17 protein-coding genes are annotated in these 19,694 nt (G+C 64.8%); 10 read left to right on the top strand and 7 right to left on the bottom strand.

What is annotated here, in order from left to right; translation table 11 throughout:
• Window positions 1–14 precede the first annotated feature (14 nt).
• The 6 genes from HAP48_RS31195 to HAP48_RS31170 all read left to right on the top strand — a co-directional run bounded on the left by HAP48_RS31195 (window position 15) and on the right by HAP48_RS31170 (window position 7,229).
• A complete protein-coding gene (locus HAP48_RS31195) occupies window positions 15–1,889 on the top strand; it encodes a methylmalonyl-CoA mutase subunit beta (RefSeq protein ID WP_166203753.1) in 1,875 nt (624 codons plus the stop codon).
• A complete protein-coding gene (locus HAP48_RS31190; protein WP_166203752.1) occupies window positions 1,886–2,356 on the top strand; it encodes a GFA family protein in 471 nt (156 codons plus the stop codon). The genes HAP48_RS31195 and HAP48_RS31190 overlap by 4 nt, the downstream gene beginning before the upstream one ends.
• Window positions 2,357–2,368: 12 nt before the next feature.
• Window positions 2,369–4,525 (top strand): methylmalonyl-CoA mutase, encoded by a 2,157-nt coding sequence (scpA, locus tag HAP48_RS31185; RefSeq protein WP_166203751.1) that lies wholly within the window; start codon window positions 2,369–2,371, stop codon window positions 4,523–4,525.
• 187 nt (window positions 4,526–4,712) lie between these two features.
• Window positions 4,713–5,516: an RsiV family protein gene (locus HAP48_RS31180; protein ID WP_166203750.1), complete on the top strand. Its 804-nt coding sequence runs from the start codon at window positions 4,713–4,715 to the stop codon at window positions 5,514–5,516.
• 76 nt (window positions 5,517–5,592) lie between these two features.
• Window positions 5,593–6,585, top strand: a complete 993-nt coding sequence (meaB, locus tag HAP48_RS31175; RefSeq protein WP_166203749.1) for a methylmalonyl Co-A mutase-associated GTPase MeaB — start codon at window positions 5,593–5,595, stop codon at window positions 6,583–6,585.
• The gene (locus HAP48_RS31170) at window positions 6,582–7,229 is read left to right on the top strand and encodes a pyroglutamyl-peptidase I (RefSeq protein WP_166203748.1); all 648 of its coding nucleotides are present in this window, start codon (window positions 6,582–6,584) and stop codon (window positions 7,227–7,229) included. Before meaB ends, HAP48_RS31170 begins: the two co-directional genes overlap by 4 nt.
• 67 nt (window positions 7,230–7,296) lie before the next feature.
• Here the strand turns inward: HAP48_RS31170 and HAP48_RS31165 are convergent, their stop codons facing one another.
• Window positions 7,297–7,731, bottom strand: coding sequence for a DUF2721 domain-containing protein (locus HAP48_RS31165; RefSeq protein ID WP_166203747.1), 435 nt, complete (start codon window positions 7,729–7,731; stop codon window positions 7,297–7,299).
• Window positions 7,732–7,890: 159 nt separating this feature from the next.
• Window positions 7,891–9,312 (bottom strand): DUF1254 domain-containing protein, encoded by a 1,422-nt coding sequence (locus tag HAP48_RS31160; protein ID WP_166203746.1) that lies wholly within the window; start codon window positions 9,310–9,312, stop codon window positions 7,891–7,893.
• 1,303 nt (window positions 9,313–10,615) lie between these two features.
• Between HAP48_RS31160 and HAP48_RS31155 the strand changes: the two genes are divergently transcribed.
• Window positions 10,616–11,986, top strand: a complete 1,371-nt coding sequence (locus HAP48_RS31155; RefSeq protein WP_166203745.1) for a TIGR03808 family TAT-translocated repetitive protein — start codon at window positions 10,616–10,618, stop codon at window positions 11,984–11,986.
• 31 nt (window positions 11,987–12,017) lie between these two features.
• Here HAP48_RS31155 and HAP48_RS31150 read toward each other — a convergent pair whose 3' ends face one another.
• The 3 genes from HAP48_RS31150 to HAP48_RS31140 all read right to left on the bottom strand — a co-directional run bounded on the left by HAP48_RS31150 (window position 12,018) and on the right by HAP48_RS31140 (window position 14,617).
• Window positions 12,018–12,530 carry a TIGR03809 family protein gene (locus HAP48_RS31150; protein ID WP_166203744.1) on the bottom strand — a complete coding sequence of 171 codons (513 nt, stop codon included), beginning with the start codon at window positions 12,528–12,530 and terminating at the stop codon, window positions 12,018–12,020.
• Between the two features lie 786 nt (window positions 12,531–13,316).
• Window positions 13,317–14,051: a hypothetical protein gene (locus HAP48_RS31145; protein WP_166203743.1), complete on the bottom strand. Its 735-nt coding sequence runs from the start codon at window positions 14,049–14,051 to the stop codon at window positions 13,317–13,319.
• Entirely contained in the window at window positions 14,048–14,617 is a 570-nt protein-coding gene (locus HAP48_RS31140) for a sigma-70 family RNA polymerase sigma factor (RefSeq protein WP_029082091.1), read from the bottom strand. The genes HAP48_RS31145 and HAP48_RS31140 overlap by 4 nt, the downstream gene beginning before the upstream one ends.
• Before the next feature lie 418 nt (window positions 14,618–15,035).
• On the opposite strand from HAP48_RS31140, the gene HAP48_RS31135 reads away from it, so the two are divergent.
• Window positions 15,036–16,184, top strand: a complete 1,149-nt coding sequence (locus HAP48_RS31135; protein WP_166203742.1) for a GGDEF domain-containing protein — start codon at window positions 15,036–15,038, stop codon at window positions 16,182–16,184.
• 60 nt (window positions 16,185–16,244) lie between these two features.
• Window positions 16,245–17,351: a DUF2336 domain-containing protein gene (locus tag HAP48_RS31130; protein ID WP_166203741.1), complete on the top strand. Its 1,107-nt coding sequence runs from the start codon at window positions 16,245–16,247 to the stop codon at window positions 17,349–17,351.
• Window positions 17,352–17,461: 110 nt separating this feature from the next.
• Here HAP48_RS31130 and HAP48_RS31125 read toward each other — a convergent pair whose 3' ends face one another.
• Both HAP48_RS31125 and HAP48_RS31120 read right to left on the bottom strand, forming a co-directional pair.
• Complete coding sequence (locus HAP48_RS31125) at window positions 17,462–18,100, bottom strand: NrsF family protein (RefSeq protein ID WP_166203740.1); 639 nt, start codon at window positions 18,098–18,100, stop codon at window positions 17,462–17,464.
• A gap of 2 nt (window positions 18,101–18,102) precedes the next feature.
• On the bottom strand, window positions 18,103–18,648 hold the full coding sequence (locus HAP48_RS31120) for a sigma-70 family RNA polymerase sigma factor (protein ID WP_029082095.1): 546 nt from the start codon (window positions 18,646–18,648) through the stop codon (window positions 18,103–18,105).
• 324 nt (window positions 18,649–18,972) lie between these two features.
• On the opposite strand from HAP48_RS31120, the gene HAP48_RS31115 reads away from it, so the two are divergent.
• Window positions 18,973–19,641 (top strand): hypothetical protein, encoded by a 669-nt coding sequence (locus HAP48_RS31115; RefSeq protein ID WP_224496686.1) that lies wholly within the window; start codon window positions 18,973–18,975, stop codon window positions 19,639–19,641.
• Window positions 19,642–19,694 lie beyond the last annotated feature (53 nt).

Raw genomic sequence — 19,694 nt, 5'->3', positions numbered from 1 at the left:
GATATTCTGGGCGGATGACGACCTCGACTGACGATTTGCCTCTGGCTTCGGATTTTGCATCGGCGACCTACGACGATTGGCGCAAGCTGGTCGACGGCGTGCTGAAGGGCGCCCCGTTCGAGAAGCTGGTCGGCAAGACCTATGATGGCCTCAAGATCGATCCGATCTACCGCCGCGCCACCAACTTAGGCCCGCTTCCGGGCCGCGCCGCGGCGGCCCCCTGGCAGATCCTGCAACGGGTCGACCATCCCGATGCCGCAGAGGCCAATGCGCAGGCGCTGGAGGATCTTGAGAACGGGGCGACCGGCCTGGAATTCGAGTTTGCCGGCGGTCCCGGCACGCGCGGCTTCGGTCTTGCCGATGCCAGCAAGAAGACGCTGGCGCGGGCCTGCGGCGGCATCCATCTCGATGCCGGCATCATGATCGCGCTCAACCCGGTGCTCGGCCGCGAGAACGCTGGCGAGACCTTTGCCGACATGGTCGAGGCCCGCAAGCTCGATCCGGCCAAGCTCGATCTGCATTTCAATTACCAGGCGCTCAGCACGGCCGCCGTGCGCGGGGCTGCGGCCATCGCCTGGCCCAACTACGAGAAGTCGTTCGGCCAGGTGGTCAACGGGCTGATCAAGCGCGGCTTCAAGGGGCCGTTCGTGCTGGCCGACGGCCGGCCGGTGCATGATGCCGGCGGGTCCGAAGTGCAGGAACTCGCCTTCACGCTGGCGCTGGGCCTCGCCTATCTGCGCATGCTGGAAGCCGCCGGGATCGACCTCGATGCGGCGCGCGCAGGCGTCTCGTTCCGGCTCAGCGCCGACGCCGATCAGTTCCTGACCATGGCGAAATTCCGCGCGCTGCGACGCCTTTGGGCGGGGATCGAAGAGGCCTGTGGCCTCGCGCCGAAGCCGATCTTCGTCAACGCGCAGACCGCCTGGCGGATGCTGACCCAGCGCGACCCCAATGTGAACCTGCTGCGCGCTACCATGGCGACGTTTGCGGCCGGCCTCGGCGGCGCCAACGCGATCACCGTGCTGCCGCATACCCTGGCACTCGGCCTGCCGGATGATTTCGCCCGGCGCGTGGCGCGCAACACGCAGCTCGTGCTGCTCGAGGAATCCAACCTTGCAAAAGTCTCCGACCCCGCGGCGGGTTCGGGCAGCATCGAGACGCTGACCGCGCAACTTTGCGAAGCGGCATGGACGCTGTTCCAGGAGATCGAAAAGGCCGGCGGCATCTTCCCTGCACTCCAGCAGGGGCTGCTGCAAAAGAAAGTCGCCGCGACGCGGGCCCAGCGCGAAGCCAATGTGGCGAAGCGCCGCGACGTGCTGACCGGCGCCAGCGAATTCCCCAACCTGCACGAGGCCGACATCGCGGTGTTGGACGTGAAGCCGGTATCGCTGGCTGCCAAGGTCGATGCCAAGATCAGGTTCGATGCGTTCGCGCCGATGCGGCTCGCCGAACCGTTCGAGGCGCTGCGCGACAAGTCGGACGCCGCGCTGAAGGCGCATGGCGCGCGGCCGAATATCTTCCTCGCCAATCTCGGCACGGCCGCGGACTTCACCGCCCGCGCGACTTTTGCAAAAAGCTTCTTCGAGACCGGCGGGATCGAGGCGATCGACAGCGAAGGCTTTGCCGACGCGGCGGCGCTTGCCGCGGCCTTCACGGCCTCGGGCGCCGCGATGGCGTGCATTTGTTCCTCGGACAAGGTCTATGCCGCAAGCGCCGCTGACGCAGCCAAGGCCCTTCACGGCGCCGGAGCAAGGCTTATCTATCTGGCAGGGCGGCCCGGCGACCAGGAAGCGGCGCTGCGGGCGGCCGGCGTCAGTGAGTTCGTGTTCGCCGGCGGTGATGCGCTGGCGACGTTGCGCGAGGCCTATCGGCGGATGGAGCAGGCATGACAGCAGAAGCACCATCGACCCACGTTCTGACCGGCGGCTGCCAGTGCGGCGCCGTCCGCTTCGCGGTCACGGGCGTCCCGGCCAAGATCAGCATCTGTCACTGCCGGATGTGCCAGAAGGCCTCCGGCGCGCCGTTCGCTTCCTTCGCCGATATCGAGCGCGAGAACTTCAGCTGGACCCGCGGCAAGCCGGCCGCGTTCAAATCCTCCTCGATCGCCGAGCGCGACTTCTGCGCCGCCTGCGGCACGCCGCTCAGCTTCCGCCGGATCGACGGTCCCCGCATCGAGATCATGACCGGCACCTTCGACCGGCCCGACCGGGTGATCCCGACGCAGCAATTCGGAACCGAGTCCCGGCACGGCTGGGTGGTCGGCATCGCCAATCTGCCCAGCCAGACCACGATGCAGAATTACGGACCGGACAAGATGGCGACCATCGTCAGCCATCAGCATCCGGACCATGATTAAGGAAGCCAAGGAATGACCCGCATTCCCAATTTCGCCGATATCGCCTTCCAGCCCGTTGCCGCCGCAGCGCCGGCAGCACGCGCCGAGCCGTGGCTGACGCCCGAAGGCATTCCGGTGAAATCCGCCTACAGCGAGGCCGATCTCGAAGGCATCGACTTCCTCGAGACCTGGCCGGGTATCGCGCCCTATCTGCGCGGCCCCTACCCGACCATGTATGTCAACCAGCCCTGGACCATCCGGCAATATGCCGGCTTCTCCACGGCGGAGGATTCCAACGCGTTCTACCGCCGCAACCTCGCGGCTGGACAGAAGGGCCTCTCGGTCGCGTTCGATCTCGCCACCCACCGCGGCTATGACTCAGATCATCCGCGCGTGTCCGGCGACGTCGGCATGGCCGGGGTTGCGATCGATTCCATCTACGACATGCGTACGCTGTTCGCCGGCATCCCGCTCGACCAGATGAGCGTGTCGATGACCATGAACGGCGCGGTGCTGCCGATCCTCGCGCTGTTCGTTGCCGCCGCAGAGGAACAGGGCGTGCCGCCGGAAAAACTGTCGGGCACCATTCAGAACGACATTCTGAAAGAGTTCATGGTGCGCAACACCTATATCTATCCGCCCGCGCCCTCGATGCGGATTATCTCCGACATCTTCGCCTACACCTCGCAGCGGATGCCGAAATACAATTCGATCTCGATCTCCGGCTATCACATGCAGGAGGCCGGCGCGACGCAGGACCTCGAGCTCGCCTATACGCTGGCCGACGGCGTCGAATATCTGCGCGCCGGGCTTGCCGCCGGCCTCGACGTCGACCGCTTCGCGCCGCGGCTGTCGTTCTTCTGGGCGATCGGGATGAACTTCTTCATGGAAGTCGCCAAGATGCGCGCGGCCCGGCTGTTGTGGGCCAAGCTGCTCAAGCAGTTCAACCCGAAGGACCCGCGCTCGCTCAGCTTGCGCACGCATTGCCAGACCTCCGGCTGGTCGCTGACCGCGCAGGACGTCTTCAACAATGTGATGCGCACCACGATCGAGGCGATGGCGGCGACGCAAGGCCACACCCAGTCGCTACACACCAATGCGCTCGACGAGGCCTTGGCGCTGCCGACCGACTTCTCGGCGCGCATCGCCCGCAACACCCAGCTGTTCCTGCAGCAGGAGAGCGGCACCAACCGCATCATCGATCCCTGGGGCGGCTCCTATTATGTCGAGCGGCTGACCCGCGATCTCGCGCAGAAGGCCTGGGGCCACATCCAGGAGGTCGAGGAACTCGGCGGCATGGCCAAGGCGATCGAGGCCGGCGTGCCAAAACTGCGGATCGAGGAAGCCTCCGCCAAGACCCAGGCCCGGATCGATGCCGGCCGCCAGGCTGTTATCGGCGTCAACAAGTTCAAGCCGGAGAACGAGAAGCCGATCGACGTGCTGAAGGTGGAGAACTCCACTGTACGCCGCTTGCAGATCGACAAGCTCGGCCGGCTCAAGAAGGAGCGCAACCAGACGGACGTCGACGCGGCGCTCGCCGCGCTCACCCGTTCGGCCGGTGAAGGCAACGGCAATCTGCTGGCGCTCGCGATCGACGCGGCGCGCGCCAAAGCCACCGTCGGCGAGATTTCGGACGCGATGGAAAAGGTGTTCGGGCGTCACCGCGCCGAGATCAAGTCCATCACCGGCGTCTACAAGCGAGAGGCAGCGGCGATGTCCAACAAGGTCGCAAAAGTGCAGGCGCTGATCGACGCTTTCGAGGAGGCCGAAGGGCGGCGTCCCCGCATCCTGGTGGCAAAAATCGGCCAGGACGGCCATGACCGCGGCCAGAAGGTGATCGCATCAGCCTTCGCCGATGTCGGCTTCGACGTCGATATCGGGCCGCTGTTCGCAACCGCTGACGAAGCCGCCCGCCAGGCGGTCGAGAACGACGTCCACATTCTCGGCGTCTCCTCGCTCGCCGCGGCGCATCTCACCGCGGTGCCGGAATTGAAGGCCGCGCTGAAGAAGCACGGCCGCGAGGACATCATGATCATCATCGGCGGCGTAGTGCCGCCGCAGGATTACGATGCGCTCTATGCGGCCGGCGCCGAGGCGATCTTCCCGCCGGGCACGGTAATCTCGGATGCCGCCGAGGAGCTGATCCACAAGCTCAACGCCCGGCTCGGCCACAGCGCGGCCGCGGAGTAACGCTGCCGCGTCCCCGTCCACAAGACTCGTCATGCCCGGGCTTGTCCCGGGCTTCCACGTCTTTGGTGGTAACTGAAGAAAGACGTGGATGGCCGGGCCAAGCCCGGCCATGACGATGCCGAATTGGTGGCTCCAGAACCCTAGCAGCGCTATTACGCGATTGCCTGTCCTCCGAAGGGAGTTCTCAATGCGTGCGGCGCGGCTCGTGACGCCTGTTTACTCGCTTTGTCTTGCCGGCCTGCTGGCTTGCCTCTGCCTTCCGGCGCGCGCTGCCGATCCCAAGCCCGACGCTACGGTCAAGACCACGAGCATCGAGGCGAACGTCTATCTCGACGACAAGATCAAGGCAGATAGCGCGCTGGCGGCCGATTGCCTCGCCGAGGGCAAAAAGTGGATCGACAAGAACGCGGCCGAGGCCTCGGCCGCACGCAAGGATGAGCCTGACCTCTTCAAGGACCGCGGCGGCTATTCGTTCGAGCGCAAATATTCCGTGCGCTCCGTCGTCGATGCCGGCCGCTATGTCAGCGTGCTGCGCGACGACTACATGGACACGCTCGGCGCGCACCCGAACACCGACGTCAACACCATCCTGTGGGACGCGAGCGCGAAGAAGCGCATCAGCATCCGCCCCTTCTTCACCGAGACCGCTGACAACGGCCCGACCCTGACGGCGATGCGCAAGGCCATCGTCTCGGCGTTGAACGCCGAGAAGAAGCGACGCGGCGCCGGCGAGACGGCCACCGCCGAATGGTACAAGGAGCTGAAGCCGACCCTGCTCAAGATCGGCGCCGTGACGCTGGCGCCATCGACCGAAGCCGGAAAGAGCTCCGGCCTGACCTTCCACTACCCGCCCTATGCCGTCGGCCCCTACGCCGAAGGCCAGTACGTCATCTTCGTGCCGTGGGAGACGCTGAAGCCGTATCTGACGCCGGAAGGCGCCAGGATTTTTGCCGGCGCACGGCCGAAGGGCGATACGGACGACCAGCAATAGACGTCATCAACAAGCCGCTCCGGCGCCGATCCGCGTTCCCCTCGCCTGCAATCGCCGGCCGTTGTAAACCAGTGCCATGACCGCGTCGAAGCCTGCCTCCCCCGACATCCGCGCCCTCGCAAAGGACCTTCGCGCCGGCCACCGCGCCGCGCTGGCGCGGGCGATCACACTGGTCGAGAGCCGGCGCGGTGACCACCAGGCGGCGGCGCGCGAGCTGGTGCAGGCGCTGCTGCCCGACACCGGCAAGGCGGTGCGGGTCGGCATCACCGGCTCGCCCGGCGTCGGCAAGTCGACCACCATCGATGCGCTCGGCATGTTCCTGATCGAACGCGGCCACAAGGTCGCGGTGCTGGCGGTCGATCCCTCCTCGGCGCGCACCGGCGGCTCGATCCTCGGCGACAAGACCCGGATGGCGCGGCTCGCCATTTCCGACCAGGCCTTCATCCGTCCCTCGCCGTCCTCGGGCACGCTCGGCGGCGTCGCGGCGAAAACCCGCGAGGCGATGCTGTTGTGCGAGGCCGCCGGCTTCGACGTCGTGCTGGTCGAGACCGTCGGCATCGGCCAGTCCGAGACCGCGGTCTGCGACATGACCGATTTCTTCCTGGCGCTGATGCTGCCGGGTGCCGGCGACGAGCTGCAGGGCATCAAGAAGGGCCTGGTCGAGCTCGCCGACATGATCGCGATCAACAAGGCCGATGGCGACAACCTCAAGCGCGCAAACCTCGCCGCCGCCGACTATCGCAGCGCGTTGCACATCCTGGCGCCGCGCTCCGAACACTGGCATCCGCCGGTCGAGACCTATTCCGCGCTGACCGGCGCAGGGCTCGACCGGCTCTGGCAGAAGATCCTCGACCACCGCACCGCGATGAACGCCTCCGGCGAATTCGAGGCCCGCCGCCGCGAGCAGCAGGTGAAGTGGATGTGGTCGATGCTGGAGGGCCGGATGATGGTGCGGCTGCGCGCGGATGCCGCGATCCGCGCCAAGGTGAAGAAGATGGAGGCCGAGGTCGCCGGCGGCCGCATCTCGCCCGCGGTCGCCGCCGAACAGATCGCGGAGATGCTGCATTGAGCGAGAAGCTGCGCATCCTCATCACCGGCTTCGGGCCGTTCCCGGGTGCGCCGTTCAACCCGACCATGCCGCTGGTCAAGCGGCTGACCACGCTGCGCCGGCCGGCGTTCGACGATGTCGCGCTGACCAGCCACATCTTCGACGTCACTTATGCTGCCGTCGATCGCGAATTGCCGGAGCTGATCGCAACGCATCGCCCGCAGGCGCTGCTGATGTTCGGCCTCGCCGGCCGTACCTGGCATCTGCGGATCGAAAGCCGCGCCCGCAACGCGGTGACCACGCGCTTTCCCGACGCCAGCCGCCAGCATGCGCGCAAGGGATCGATCGAGGGCGGCGCCGATGCGCAAATGTTCGGGCCGCACAGCGAAAAGCTGCTGCGTGCCGCGCTGGCGACGGGCATCGATGCACGGCTGTCGCGCGACGCCGGCAGCTATCTCTGCAACTATCTGAGTTGGCGTGCGATCGAGGCCGTGAGCCGAGACAATGACTTGCGCCTCGCGCAATTCGTCCATGTCCCGCCGCTCGCTTATGACGGAACGGCCGCATCAGGCAAATCAGAGATCACGCTGGAACAGCTCGTCGATGCCGGCGAAGCCATGCTGCTGGAGCTGGTGAAACTGACCCGGCAGGCCGCGCGCGCGTGAGCGGTGCGGGCGAGCAGCGTCGGCGAGACATCGGTGTCAAGCGCTCCCGCCGCCAGTTCAACGGCGACTATTTATAGAGATCGTACTCGTGCAACGAAATCCTCGTTTCGCGAACAAGATTTATTAGCGAGAGGATAAACGCTGCGAGAGCAACGACGAATAAAATCGCAACTCCGTATTCATGCTGAAATCTGTAGTACGCGCTCACGAACGCGACAATAACGAGCAAACAAGTGACTATGGCCGTCACCCCGGCAAACAGGATTGCCGTGTTCAACAGGTCCGCACGGCGCTTCAGCCGCGGAATGTCCGCCTTAAGACGCACCCTGACACCGTCACCATCGGTTATGTCATTCAGGACTTGTATTCTGTCGACGACGCGGTTCATGCGGGAGATGAGCACTGAGATGAAAGCAGCAACCGCGCCCAGCAGGAAAGAAGGCGCAGTGACGTGAACAATCACTTGCGAAAGTTGCTCGACGGACGGCGTGTCGGAAATCATTGGGGCCCCATGATCGCCTTCAGTGCATTGGCTTTCCGCTCAAATTGACGCACGGCCCGTGTGTACGCCGCAGCGGGCACGCCTGAGGGCAGCCGGAGCTGCGTGCACCGGCCGGGTTGGCGATGTTGACCATGCCGCCCCCGTGGTCGTTCACCGACCTTATTGGGCGGCCAAGCCTGGAAGCGCCTGCGTGATCGGCGGCGGATTCCATTTTCCGGTGAGAGCTTCTGATCTCGGAGCATAGATGCGCATGGTCAGGTTGAACGCGCCTTTCGGCGCCGGGAGCCAGTTGGCTTCCTTATCCTTGCCGGGGCTTTCGTTTTGGAAGTACAGATCGAGCGACCCATCTGAGTTGTATTTAAATGGCATCCAACTGCTGACGGCGAATCGGTTGAGCGGGTTCGCCACCTGGAAACCATCGTTGTCGTAGAGGGTGATCGACCAGAAAGCGTTCGCCGGAGGCGTGTTGCCTTTCTCAAAGTGAAGCACGTATTTGTTTGAACCATCGAGCGGCTTGCCGGATTCATCGGCCAGATTGGCCGGGTAGACGGCATCTTCAGGGACGTTCGCGCCGAGGCCGAATTGCGCGATCAGGGCACGCTTCAAGTAATAGTTGCCATACACGCCCATGGTGTCGGTGTTCATCGACCAGCCGTTCACGACCCGGGCAAGGGTTGGCAACTTCCACGCGATGAGCTTCTGCGCCTCCTCCGGAGCATTCGCCAGAGCGCTGCGAATGGCCGGGTCCGCCTTATCCAGCTCAAAGCTCTTGCCGGGCTCGATGCCGATCTTCTTCAACCGGGCGATGATAGGCTGATCGGTCATGTGAGGCGGGTTGACCTTGAGAAGCTCAGCGGCGTACGCGAAGAACTTGTCTGCAGGCATGGTATCGACCTGAACCTTCGGGGATGTTTTCATGTCGACGGCCGGATTGATCTTCGCCTCCACCGGCTTCGCCGGCTTGCCCCAGTCCGACAGCGGGGTGATCTTGTAGCCAGCCTGAATCTTGTGAACCGCGTCATAGTCCGGCGGACCGTCCGTTTTGGTTCGTCCAATGATCCACACATAGGGCGTCGGCGCGTTGATGCGCGTTACTCCCGAGGGAGGGCTTCCGCTCCAGCCAGGCGGCGCGATGAGAAAGTTGCCCGCCTGAGTGCCGGTCGTTCGCCAACCGGGTGAAGCGAAGACGTCAGTCCACATGTCGAGCATCGGCAGCAGATAATACCGACCGTTGGTATCGGGCACCGACACGATCAGCGGCTCTGTTGTCAGGTCGAGAAAGGCGGTGGAGTAGAGCGTGTCGAAGTTCGGCCGAACCACGGCCTTGAAGTCAGCGGCCGGATAGGCCGTGAAGTTGTGAAACATGTTGGCCGGTCCGAAGCCGGGTATCTTGCCGGCTTCCACATTCGTGGCCACCTTCCGTGTAACGTCCATCGAAATCAGCGGATAAAAATAAAGATAAGCATCGACGCCGATCGCGCGCGCCTCTTGTTCGGTGATCGACGTTTGAGCGCCAACTGGCGATGGCGACACCGCCAACAACCCGCCAACGAAAAGCGCACCCGCAGCCAAACGCATCATGCATGCCTCCCAAATGAGATTACCGACACCAAGAGCCAATTCCGCGCATCGTTTCCCGGCCTTGATCCAGATCAAGAGGCACGAAATTTCCGGCACAGGTCAAAACCAGCAATGTCCCGCTCAAGCATGAAGTTTTGCGTAGCGGCATCGATGCACGGCTGGCGCGCGACGCCGGCAGGTATCTCTGCAGCTACCGAGCTGGCCGCGATCGAGGCCGCCAACAACGCAGGCCCGAGCGGTCAGAATTATAATAATCCGGGGGTTGGCGCGGGAAGTTGCGTTGATCACTATGAGGTCGGCCCTGTTGCCCGCCCTGAACACGTTGAATATATGCAAGCCGAACTCCAACGGATCCGCGGTGCCTGCAACGCTTTGTCGTTCGATGACGACCATGGCCACCGTATCACCATGAGGTAGCCGCCCGTCGCGGCACTCTGCAATCTATCTCGGCTAATTCCCGATCAATGGGACGCAGCCCCCGACAGCCGGCATCTGCGCCCTATCAGCACATGCCTGACCTTTTTGGCGTGTCGCGAGCATCTTCCGATTCTCAGAAATTATCTTGACAGACACCCCAACTCACGCGTATGAATCCCCGTCCCGCCCGGCATGAGGGGCGTATCGCGATCGTCACGAACGTGCGGCGGGATGCGGTGGACGCCGAACGCGCAACTGACGAGTGCGCGTGAGGCGGACGGCGAAGTCGTGTGGTCCTGACGCCCTAGTGGCCGGTGTCTCGTCGCAAGATGCGAAAGCGTTTTGCGAAGGCGGTGACAAGCAAGCCTAGTCTCGCCGGGGAGAGCACGTATAAGCCGTAGCCCATCGCGCAGGGGAAGCCGGGTTTTTCCCGGTTACACCTGTGGTCCTACCCCCGAGCTTTCTACCTTTTGCTCGGGGCCCATGGGTGCGATCGGCACCCGGCTTTCCCTGCGCCCTCTACAAGAGCGAGGGCGGAACGAAGAGCAAAGCTCGGGCAGATTATGTCGCGAGAACGCGAAGCTGCGTCCCCACTACGTTTGTCATCGCCCGGCTCGACCGGGCGATCCAGTACGCCGCGGCCCCTCGATTCAATCGCTGGCGTCTCTGGAATACTGGATCACCCGCATGCGCGGGTGATGACACCGTGGCGGGTGATGACACCGTGAAATCGCTGTTTGACAATGTGAAACGGCTGCACCGGGGGTTAACCCTACCGGCAACAATCGCTCCGCTGCGGCGGCGTGTTCACCATGCGGCGCCGCATTTCGCGTTACCTAACAGGCGCGAACGCCACCGCTCGCGTCTTCTTGCGAGGGCATGCACCATGGACGTCAGCCGCCGCCATCTGATCGGAGCCTCCGCCGCCGGCGCAGCCGGTGCGCTTGCGATGTCGCCGGACGCTGCGCGCGCGGCCGCCTCGGCGGGCTCGCTCGGCCGCGACGTCACGCAATATGGCGTCCGCCCCGGCAGTCCCGACGACCAGACCCGCAATCTGCAACGCGCGATCGATGATGCGGCGCGCGCACAGGTGCCGCTCGCGTTCCCGCCCGGAATCTACCGCACCGGCCTCCTCCGCCTTGCGCCCGGCAGCCAACTGATCGGCGTGCGCGGCGCCAGCCGCCTGGTGTTCAACGGCGGCGCCTCGCTGCTGGAAGGCGAAGGCGCCGGCGGCATCGTGCTGATGGGTCTCAGCTTCGACGGCGGCAACGTTCCGCTGCCGACGCGGCGCGGCCTCGTGCATTGCCTGTCCGGCCGCGACATCCGCATCACCGATTGCCAGTTCATCGGCAGCGGCGGCAGCGGCATCTGGTTCGAGCAGATGTCGGGCGATGTCAGCAACAACATCTTCACCGACATCGCGACCACGGCGCTGGTGTCGTTCGACGCGCTCGGCCTGATGGTCGCGCGCAACACCATCAAGGGCACCAACGACAACGGCATCGAGATCTTACGCAGCGCGATCGGCGATGACGGCTCGATCGTCGCCGACAACCGGATCGAGGACATCAAGGCCGGCCCCGGCGGTTCCGGACAGTACGGCAACGCCATCAACGCGTTCCGCGCCGGCAACGTGATCGTGCGCGGCAACCGCATCAGGAACTGCGACTTCTCGGCGGTGCGCGGCAACTCCGCCTCCAACATCCACATCACGGACAACAGCGTCAGCAATGTCCGCGAGGTCGCGCTCTACTCGGAGTTCGCGTTCGAGGCCGCGGTGATCGCCAACAATACGGTCGACGGCGCCGCGATCGGCGTCTCCGTGTGCAATTTCAACGAGGGCGGCCGCATCGCAGTGGTCCAGGGCAACATCATCCGCAACCTGCTGCCGAAGCGCCCTGTCGGCACCGACCCCAACGATGGCGCCGGCATCGGCATCTATGTCGAGGCCGACAGCGCCGTCACCGGCAATGTGATCGAGAACGCGCCGACCTTCGGCATCGTCGCCGGCTGGGGCAAATATCTGCGCGACGTCGCGATTTCAGGCAATGTCGTTCGCAACGCCTTTGTCGGCATCGGCGTCTCGGTGGTGCCGGGCGCCGGCACCGCGCTGATCAACAACAACATGATCTCGGAAACCCCGCGCGGCGCGGTGGTCGGGCTCGACCACGCCCACCCCGTCACCACCGACCTGTCAGTAGGTGGCGCCCAGCAATATGCACAGCTGGTGGTCGGCGCGAACGCGGTGCGGCGCTAGGGCGTTTCGAGCGAATTGGCCGGCCGTTCGTCTACAGCGCGTTGCGCAGCAAGGGATAGCGTCGCTGGATGGTGTCGAGGTCGAGCACCGGCGGCCGCATCACCGGCGGCGGCATCTCCAGCGGCGGCGCGTCGGCCACGGTGGGCGGCTCCTCCAGGACTTCCGTCGCCGTCTCCAGCGCGGCCGCGACCGCATTCATCGCGGCCTCCGCCAATGTCGCAGCGTCCGACCGGCGCTCCGGTGCGGGCGAGACGTAGGGCGCCGACGAGATGTAAGGCGGTGGCAATGTGGACTTGCCGCGACCGAGCCAGGACAGATCGATCGGCGAATTGTCGAGCGAGGCCTCGCGCGACAGCAATTCCCGCCAGATCTCGACCGCGGCCCGTGCTTCCCTGATGTTCTCAAGGAAGGCCTGCTCGCTGTGATAGCGGCGCCAACGTCCGGTTTCGAACAGTTCGGTAAGGTGTTCCAGCCTTTGCTCGGCCAGGTTGCACCAGCGTGCAACGATCTGCTGGCCCCTGGCCACGTCGGTCCGATGTGTCATTCAACTTGCCCGCAGGGAAAGAAACGGACGCAGACGCAACCGAACCGAATCAACTGGACGCGACGCTGATATTCTGTGGAAAAGGTAAATAAAGTCTAACTAAATTCTTAATCGCGAACGGGCGATGAGAGAAGTCCGCTCGACTACGGAGTTCCTCGCGCGAACCCCCGTCAAGTCATCGACTTGCATCGTGGTGATGCGAAGCGCGTCCGCACACCGCGCAGCCGAATGATCCACAGCAATCCGTCGCATGCGCTCGCCCGCGGCAGCCATCGCCTCGCGACCACGCTGCGCGCCGTTGAATGATCGGCCGCGTTCGGCGAGCCCTTGATGCAGGGGTGCCCCAAAAGCAAAGACCCGTCCGGGGGGACAACCGGACGGGTCAAAGCCATATGGGCGCTTGGGGTGGATGGGCGCTCGCGCCTGATATAGCCGGGGAGGGATAAACCGCTCCCACACATATAAGTCGTGACAGGATGGCGGACGTTCAAATCCTCGGCGTTTTTTTTAACCTTTGGCGACGTGGTTCCATCGCACCATTGCCAGCCTTCGACGCCGAAAATCACTGTGATTTACAGCGGAATCATCGCTGCGATCGAAGGCGCGGGTTCATGCAACGCGCGGCTCACGGAAGTGTTATTGCGATCAGCTGTCTGGGAGGGCTGCGGCGGTTTGTCCACGGGTGCTGCAACGAAGCGCCCTGGTCCAGTCGTCGGCGGTGATGGCGACGTCCCGCCGTCAGCGGTCGTGGCGAGATCAACCAGGCGCAGAGCGGCCCGACGCCGGCTACGGCGTTTCGACCGCGAGGCTGACGATCTTCTCTTTCTGCAAACGGGCAATCAGTGCGGCGACGCCGCTCTTGTCCATTGCACGGAATTGCAGGCGGAACATGCCGCCCTTACCGTCGACGATCGAGGCCTGGTAATTCTCGAGCAGCGTCGAGATGTCGGCGATCCTGGCGTCGGGCGCAAAGCGCACCAGGAGCCGCGTCGGCGCTGCCGCGACGCCGGCGCCGAGATCACGGGTGATCGGTGCCGCCGCACTGGACGCACTCGCCGGCGCGCTGCGTTCAGCGACATCCAGCGACGCGGTCTGGATCGAAGCCGGCTGGTCGCGCATCAGCACTGCGCCGATCACGCCTGCCTGCAGCAACACCACGACCGCACCAAGGCTGGACGACCAGGCCAGCGTCCGCGGCGACAATTTTGCGAAGAACTCGGAGACCCCGGACGACATCCGCGCCCCCATCGACGGCTTGCGCTCCGGCTCGGCATCGATCGCGGCAAACAGCTTCTGCATGGCGCGCGCCGAGGGCGCACCGAGGCTCTCGTTGAGGCCGATGGTCTCGGCATATTCCTCGCGGATGACGGCATACTGCCGCGCCAGCTCCGGATCGGACGCCAGCGCGTCCTCGACGCGACGCGCATCGCGCGCGTTCAGCGTGCCGGCCGCGTGCCAGGGCAGCAGCATCTCGACATCATCGGGTTCTTGACCCAGCATCTTCTTGCTCGCAGCCATCATGGCCAACCTCGCTCGACACCGGCTGCCTTCAGCAACTCGGCAAGTTTCTTGCGCGCATAGAACAGGCGCGTCTTCACGGTATTCTCCGGAATCCCCACGATCTCAGCGACATCTTCCACGGATTTCTCGTGATAGTAGACAAGATCGACGATCTCCCGGTGTTCCGCCGATAGCCCCCTCAAGCATTTGCGCAGCGTATCGCCGGTGTCCTTCTTCTGCACTACCGTTTCCGGATCGTCGGACGTGTCCTCGATCGCGTTCGCGGCCTCATCGTCCAGTTCGGCGTCTTTCCTCCGCCGCAGCGAAGACAAAGCCTTGAACCGGGTAATCGCCAACAGCCAGGTCGAAACGGCGGATCGTCCCTCGAATTTGCCCGCCTGACGCCACACGTCCAGGAAGACCTCGCTGATGAGGTCCTCCGCCACCTGTTCGTCCCGCACGAGCCGAAGCCCGAAGCGGTACACCCTGACATGATGCCGTCCGTACAGCACCTGCATGGCGAGCCGGTCGCCTTGAGCGATCCGAGCGATCAGAACCTCGTCTGAAGCCGCCTGTGTCGCGCTCAATGGCCGTCTCGCAAAGTTGGTCTGAGGGGGAAGGTGCGTGGTTCGACGCGAGAGGCAAGATTCTTCACAATACGGCAATGTCCAGACCGCATGTGTGATCTATGACACAGTCGGCGACTCAAATGAGGAATAATCGCCGGAGATTCGACAAGCGGTACCATTATACTTAATTCTCTCGCGGACGCCCACCGTCCGGCGCGACCATATCAAGGCTTTGCCGGCAAGCCAGCGCCCTCGCGACGTCACCACCGGCACCGGCCCTCCGCAGGATCGCTCGCGGCCGGCCTCGGGACACGGATTCCCCTTACGAAACAAGGGTGATGCCCGCATTTCACCGGAGCAGATTCGGTTCCCAAAGATACCAAACCTAAAGGCTTTCCCACTTAGATTTTCGCCGGATTTCACCAACGGCGAGACCATGGGCAGCGCTGCGTCGTCACTTCCCGGCCCGATCGCGGGCGCATCGGAAAGCGGCCGTCCCAGGCTGACGGTCGACCGTCTGGCGCGCCGCGCCAGGCAGCGCCGCCAGATCCAATCGATGATCGCCGCCTGCTTCGTGCTCGATGCCGTAGTGCTGCTGATCTACGCGCATGCCGGCACCACGTCGGTTCTGGTCGCGACCAGCTACGCGCTGACCGGCCTCTCCCTGGTCGCCGTCTATGTGCTGCTGTCGGAGCGCGGCTTTCACGAGCGCTTCCGCGATCACTATCTGGTCGCGCCGCAATCGGCGATCATCATGGTGAACCTGCTGGTGTTCACCTACATCGCGCCGGAAGTCGGCGTGCTGTTCCTCTGCAACCTGTTCGTGGTGTTCGGCTTCGGCGCGCTGCGCACCTCGGCACGGCAGACCGCGATCGTCTGGACCATCATGGTGCTGGGCCTCGCCGCACTCTTCCTCGGAACCGACAAGGCGATCGGGATGCCGACCGGCACCCGGATCGACCGCCTCGCCACCATGCTGGTGTTCGCGCTGACGATCGGGCGCTGCATGTATCTCGGCATCTTCTCCAGCTCGATGCAGCAATCGCTGTATCAGAGCGGACTGAAGCTGAAGGAGGCCTACCGCCGCATCGAGGAGCTCGCCGAGCTTGATGAACTGACCGGCACCTCCAATCGCCGCAGCATCATGCGCACGCTCGAAGAGGAGATCGCGCGCTGCGCCCGCAACGGCAGCTCCTGCGCGGTCGCGCTGATCGACCTCGACCATTTCAAGCGGATCAACGACGTCTACGGCCATCCGATCGGCGACGAGGCGCTGCGCACCTTCGCCATCGGCATGTTCGCCAATCTCCGCAGCATCGATCGCTTCGGCCGCTACGGCGGCGAGGAATTCCTGCTCGTGCTGCCCGACCTGTCGCAGGATCAGGCGATGCGCGCGCTCGAACGGCTGCGCAAGATCATCGCCGATCTCGACTGGAGCGCGTTCTCGCCGGGCATGCAGGTGACGATCTCCGCCGGCGTCACGACGCTGAAGCCGCGCGAAAACTCCGACACATTACTCGCCCGCGCCGATGGCGCGCTTTACGCAGCCAAGGCCCGGGGACGCAACCGCATCGCCAGCGCCTGAACCCTTTCATTTTCCTATTCGGCGCCGGAGAAGCCGGCGCCACCGCTCCAGGACAGAGTCATGAGTTCGAAGCCCGCGACCGCCCCCGAAAGTCTGCTCGATGAGCTGCAGACAACCCTCGCCCACGGCACCGTCGCCCGCCGTGTCGAGACGCTGCGTCGCGTCACCGACCTCTTCATCAACGGCTCGGTGAACTATTCGGACGAGCAGGTCGTGCTGTTCGACGACGTCTTCCAATGCCTGCTCGAGCACATCGAGAACTCGGCCAAGGCGCTGCTCGCCAACCGCCTCGCCCCGATCGACACCGCACCGCCGCAGACCATCCGCACCCTGGCGTTCGACGACCTGATCGAGGTCGCCGGCCCGGTGCTGACGCTGTCGCCGCGGCTCGACGACGACACCCTGATCGAGACCGCGCGCAGCAAGAGCCAGGCGCATCTGCTCGCGATCTCCAACCGCAAGTCGCTGAGCGGCGCCGTCACCGATGTGCTGGTGCTGCGCGGCAATGACGAGGTGATCCAGAGCGCGGTCAACAATCCGGGCGCCGAATTCACCGAGCGCGGCTTCACCCGCCTGATCAGCCGCGCCGAGGGCGACGACAATCTGTCGACCTGCGTCGGCCTGCGCCCGAACATCCCGCGGCATCTCTATCTCAAGCTGGTCGCCAAGGCCTCGGACGCGGTCAGGCAGCGGCTCGAAGCTGCCATCCCGCAGCAGGCCAAGGAGATTCCGATCGCGGTGAAGGAAGCCACGCGACGCGCGCGCTCGGCGTCGGCAGCCGTGACGCCCGACACCGCGATCGCGCATGCGCTGGTCAAGTCGCTTTATCAGGACGGCCGGCTCGACGAATTCCAGCTCGCAGCCTTCGCCGAGGCCGGCAAGTTCGACGAAACCAACGCCTCGCTTGCTGCGCTCGCCAATGTCTCGGTCAGCGTCGCCGAGAACATGATGATCGAAACCCGCGCCGAGGGCGTGATGATCCTGGCCAAGGTCTCGAGCCTGTCATGGTCGACGGTGCGGGCGATCATCGATCTGCGCGACGAAATCTCGGGCGGCGAGCCGACCGACCTGCAGGCCTGCAAGGACACCTACGAGCGGCTGCGGCCATCCACCGCGCAGCAGGTGCTCCGCTTCCATCGCATGCAGCAGTCGGCGCCCGCGGCGTGATATCTCGGCCTGATCCGCCGTAGCCCGGATGGAGCGCAGCGCAATCCGGGATCCATTAGCCGCGTGGAGACTCCCGGATTTCGCTCCGCTCCATCCGGGCTACAATCGGGTCAATACCTAAGCGCCCGCTGTCCCATCAGGGCGCCGACGCTCGCGACGATCGCGGTCGCCAGCGTGTACCAGGTGGCGACGAACAGCGGCGAGTCATCGGTGCAATGCGACGCATAGATCGTCGCCGCCAGTCCGGCCGAGAGCAGGCCTGCGATTGCGCCGGCGACCGCGGGCCGCGCCGGGGCGCCCTGCCGCAGCCCGTACAGCGCGCCGACCAACAGCGGCAGCGACATCGCCGGGATCGCAGTCATGCACGCCATCGAGTTCTTGCCGATCAGCCGCGTCATCATCGGCGTACGCTGCGGCATCATCATCTCGCCACTGATCGCAGCAACGAGGATGCCGGCCGGGATCAGCAGCCACCAGCCGAAGCCGCGCAGCGAGGCTTCCGGCCGTGACAGATGCAGGCTGACCGCAATCGCCGAGGCGGCGAGCGCCAGCGTGACCGCGAACTTCAGGTCGAAGAACGGATTATGCATTGCGGTCATCACGTCGGGCCGCGCGCCGAGCTCGGCGAAGAAGATCAGGAGCGAAACCGGCGCCGCCGCCAGCAGCGCCAGCATCAGCGCAAGACCGACCGGCCGCGCACGATAGGCATTGTCGGCGGCAAGGGTTCGAATGAGTTGATCCGTATCCATGCTCATCGGTCCCGTAATTTCGCGGTCAGGCTCGCAAGCCCGCGATGCAGCGCGACCCGCACCGCGCCCTCGCTCATCGAGAACTTCGCCGCGGTATCCTTGATCGACGCACTGTCGACCGCAATCGACTGCAGCACGTCGCGCTGCCGTGCCGGCAACGCCTGCAGCTGGGCGGTCACCTCGCTCGGCGACGCCGTCGGCTCCGGCGTTTCCCCCGGCAGCGTCTCGGCGAAATCGTCGATATTGACGAAGATGCGCCTGCCGCGGCGGCGCAGTGCGTCGATCAGCTTGTTGCGCGCGATCGCGAACAGCCACGGCGCGAAGGGCGCGTTCGTGTCCCAGGTCTGCCGCTTCAAATGTACCGCCAGCAAGATGTCCTGCACGATGTCCTCGGACTGATCGACCGGTTGTCCCGCGCGCGCCAAGCCACGGCGCGTCGCGGCACGGAGTACCGGCGTGATGGCCTTGAGCAGGCGATGATACGCCGCGTCATCGCCCGAAATGGCCGACCGCATCAGGTCGGTCCATTCATCCTCACGTTCGCGCACGCAGGCTCCTGAATTGCAATTCGGCCGATCTTTCAGTTCGTTACACGGCAAGCCAAGAGATCACGAGTTCGTGATCATCATCCTCCGACAAGACCGCGCCGAGGATCAGCTCCAAAGAATCGCTCCGGCGGGTTTCCAGACGTCACGGCTCATAACATTGATCGCTTCGACAAGCATCGGTGCTGCTGCCGTCGATCACGCACTGGGACGAAATTGCCCAGCTTTTGCCCCCGGAAGCCCGAAGATTCCCTTTTTCTGCCCCGGTGTGGACACGCAGCGGGGTCTTTTTTCGCCTCGGGCGGGCGATATGGGGAGATCATCAAAATGAAGATCAAAGCCAGCGGGCGCTTGGCCTTGATGCTCGCGACAGGGTTTGCCGGGCTTTTCGTGGGCCTTGCCGGTCCGCTGCCGGCGTATGCGGCCGGTTCGGATGCATCGGCGGCGAAATCCGACACCGCGACGACCGACACGTCCGCGCAGCAGAGTTCGCGGCATGGCCGGCGCCATGCGCGTCACCAAACTTCCAAGTCGGCTGACAAATCCGAGAGCAAGAAGGCCGCCGGTAACGACGCCGGCAGCGTCACCTCGGCAGGCATGCCTGCCACGGTCGCCAACGCCAACGCAGAGCTGACCTCGGGCGACGACAACGCGGCCGCGACGACAGTGAAGGCCAACGCGTTGATTGCCGCGGCCGACAAGCCCGCCGACGCGCAGCCTGACAATGTCGTGGCGTCCGACCAGCTCAACGATGTCGACCGGGCCCTGCAGCAGGAGCAGCCGGCGGAACAGCCGCAGGCTCAACCGCAGACCGCCCAGCAGGAGGCGCCCCCGGCGCAGCCGTCGGCTGTCGCCGTAGCTGCACCCAAGCCGGCCCCGGTATTGGCGAGCAGCGACAGCTCGAGCCTGGACCAGACGTCGCTGATCGGGAAGATCTTCATCGGCTTCGGCGCCCTGCTCACGGTGGCCTCCGCCGCGCGCATGTTCATGGCCTAGCCAGGGTCCTTGCGGCTGCGGCGCGGGGTGCGCCGCACCGCGGCCCGGTGCCT

This window comes from Bradyrhizobium septentrionale (genome assembly GCF_011516645.4).
GTDB classification, from domain to species: Bacteria; Pseudomonadota; Alphaproteobacteria; order Rhizobiales; family Xanthobacteraceae; genus Bradyrhizobium; species Bradyrhizobium septentrionale.
This window is presented reverse-complemented; position numbering and strand designations above follow the sequence as displayed.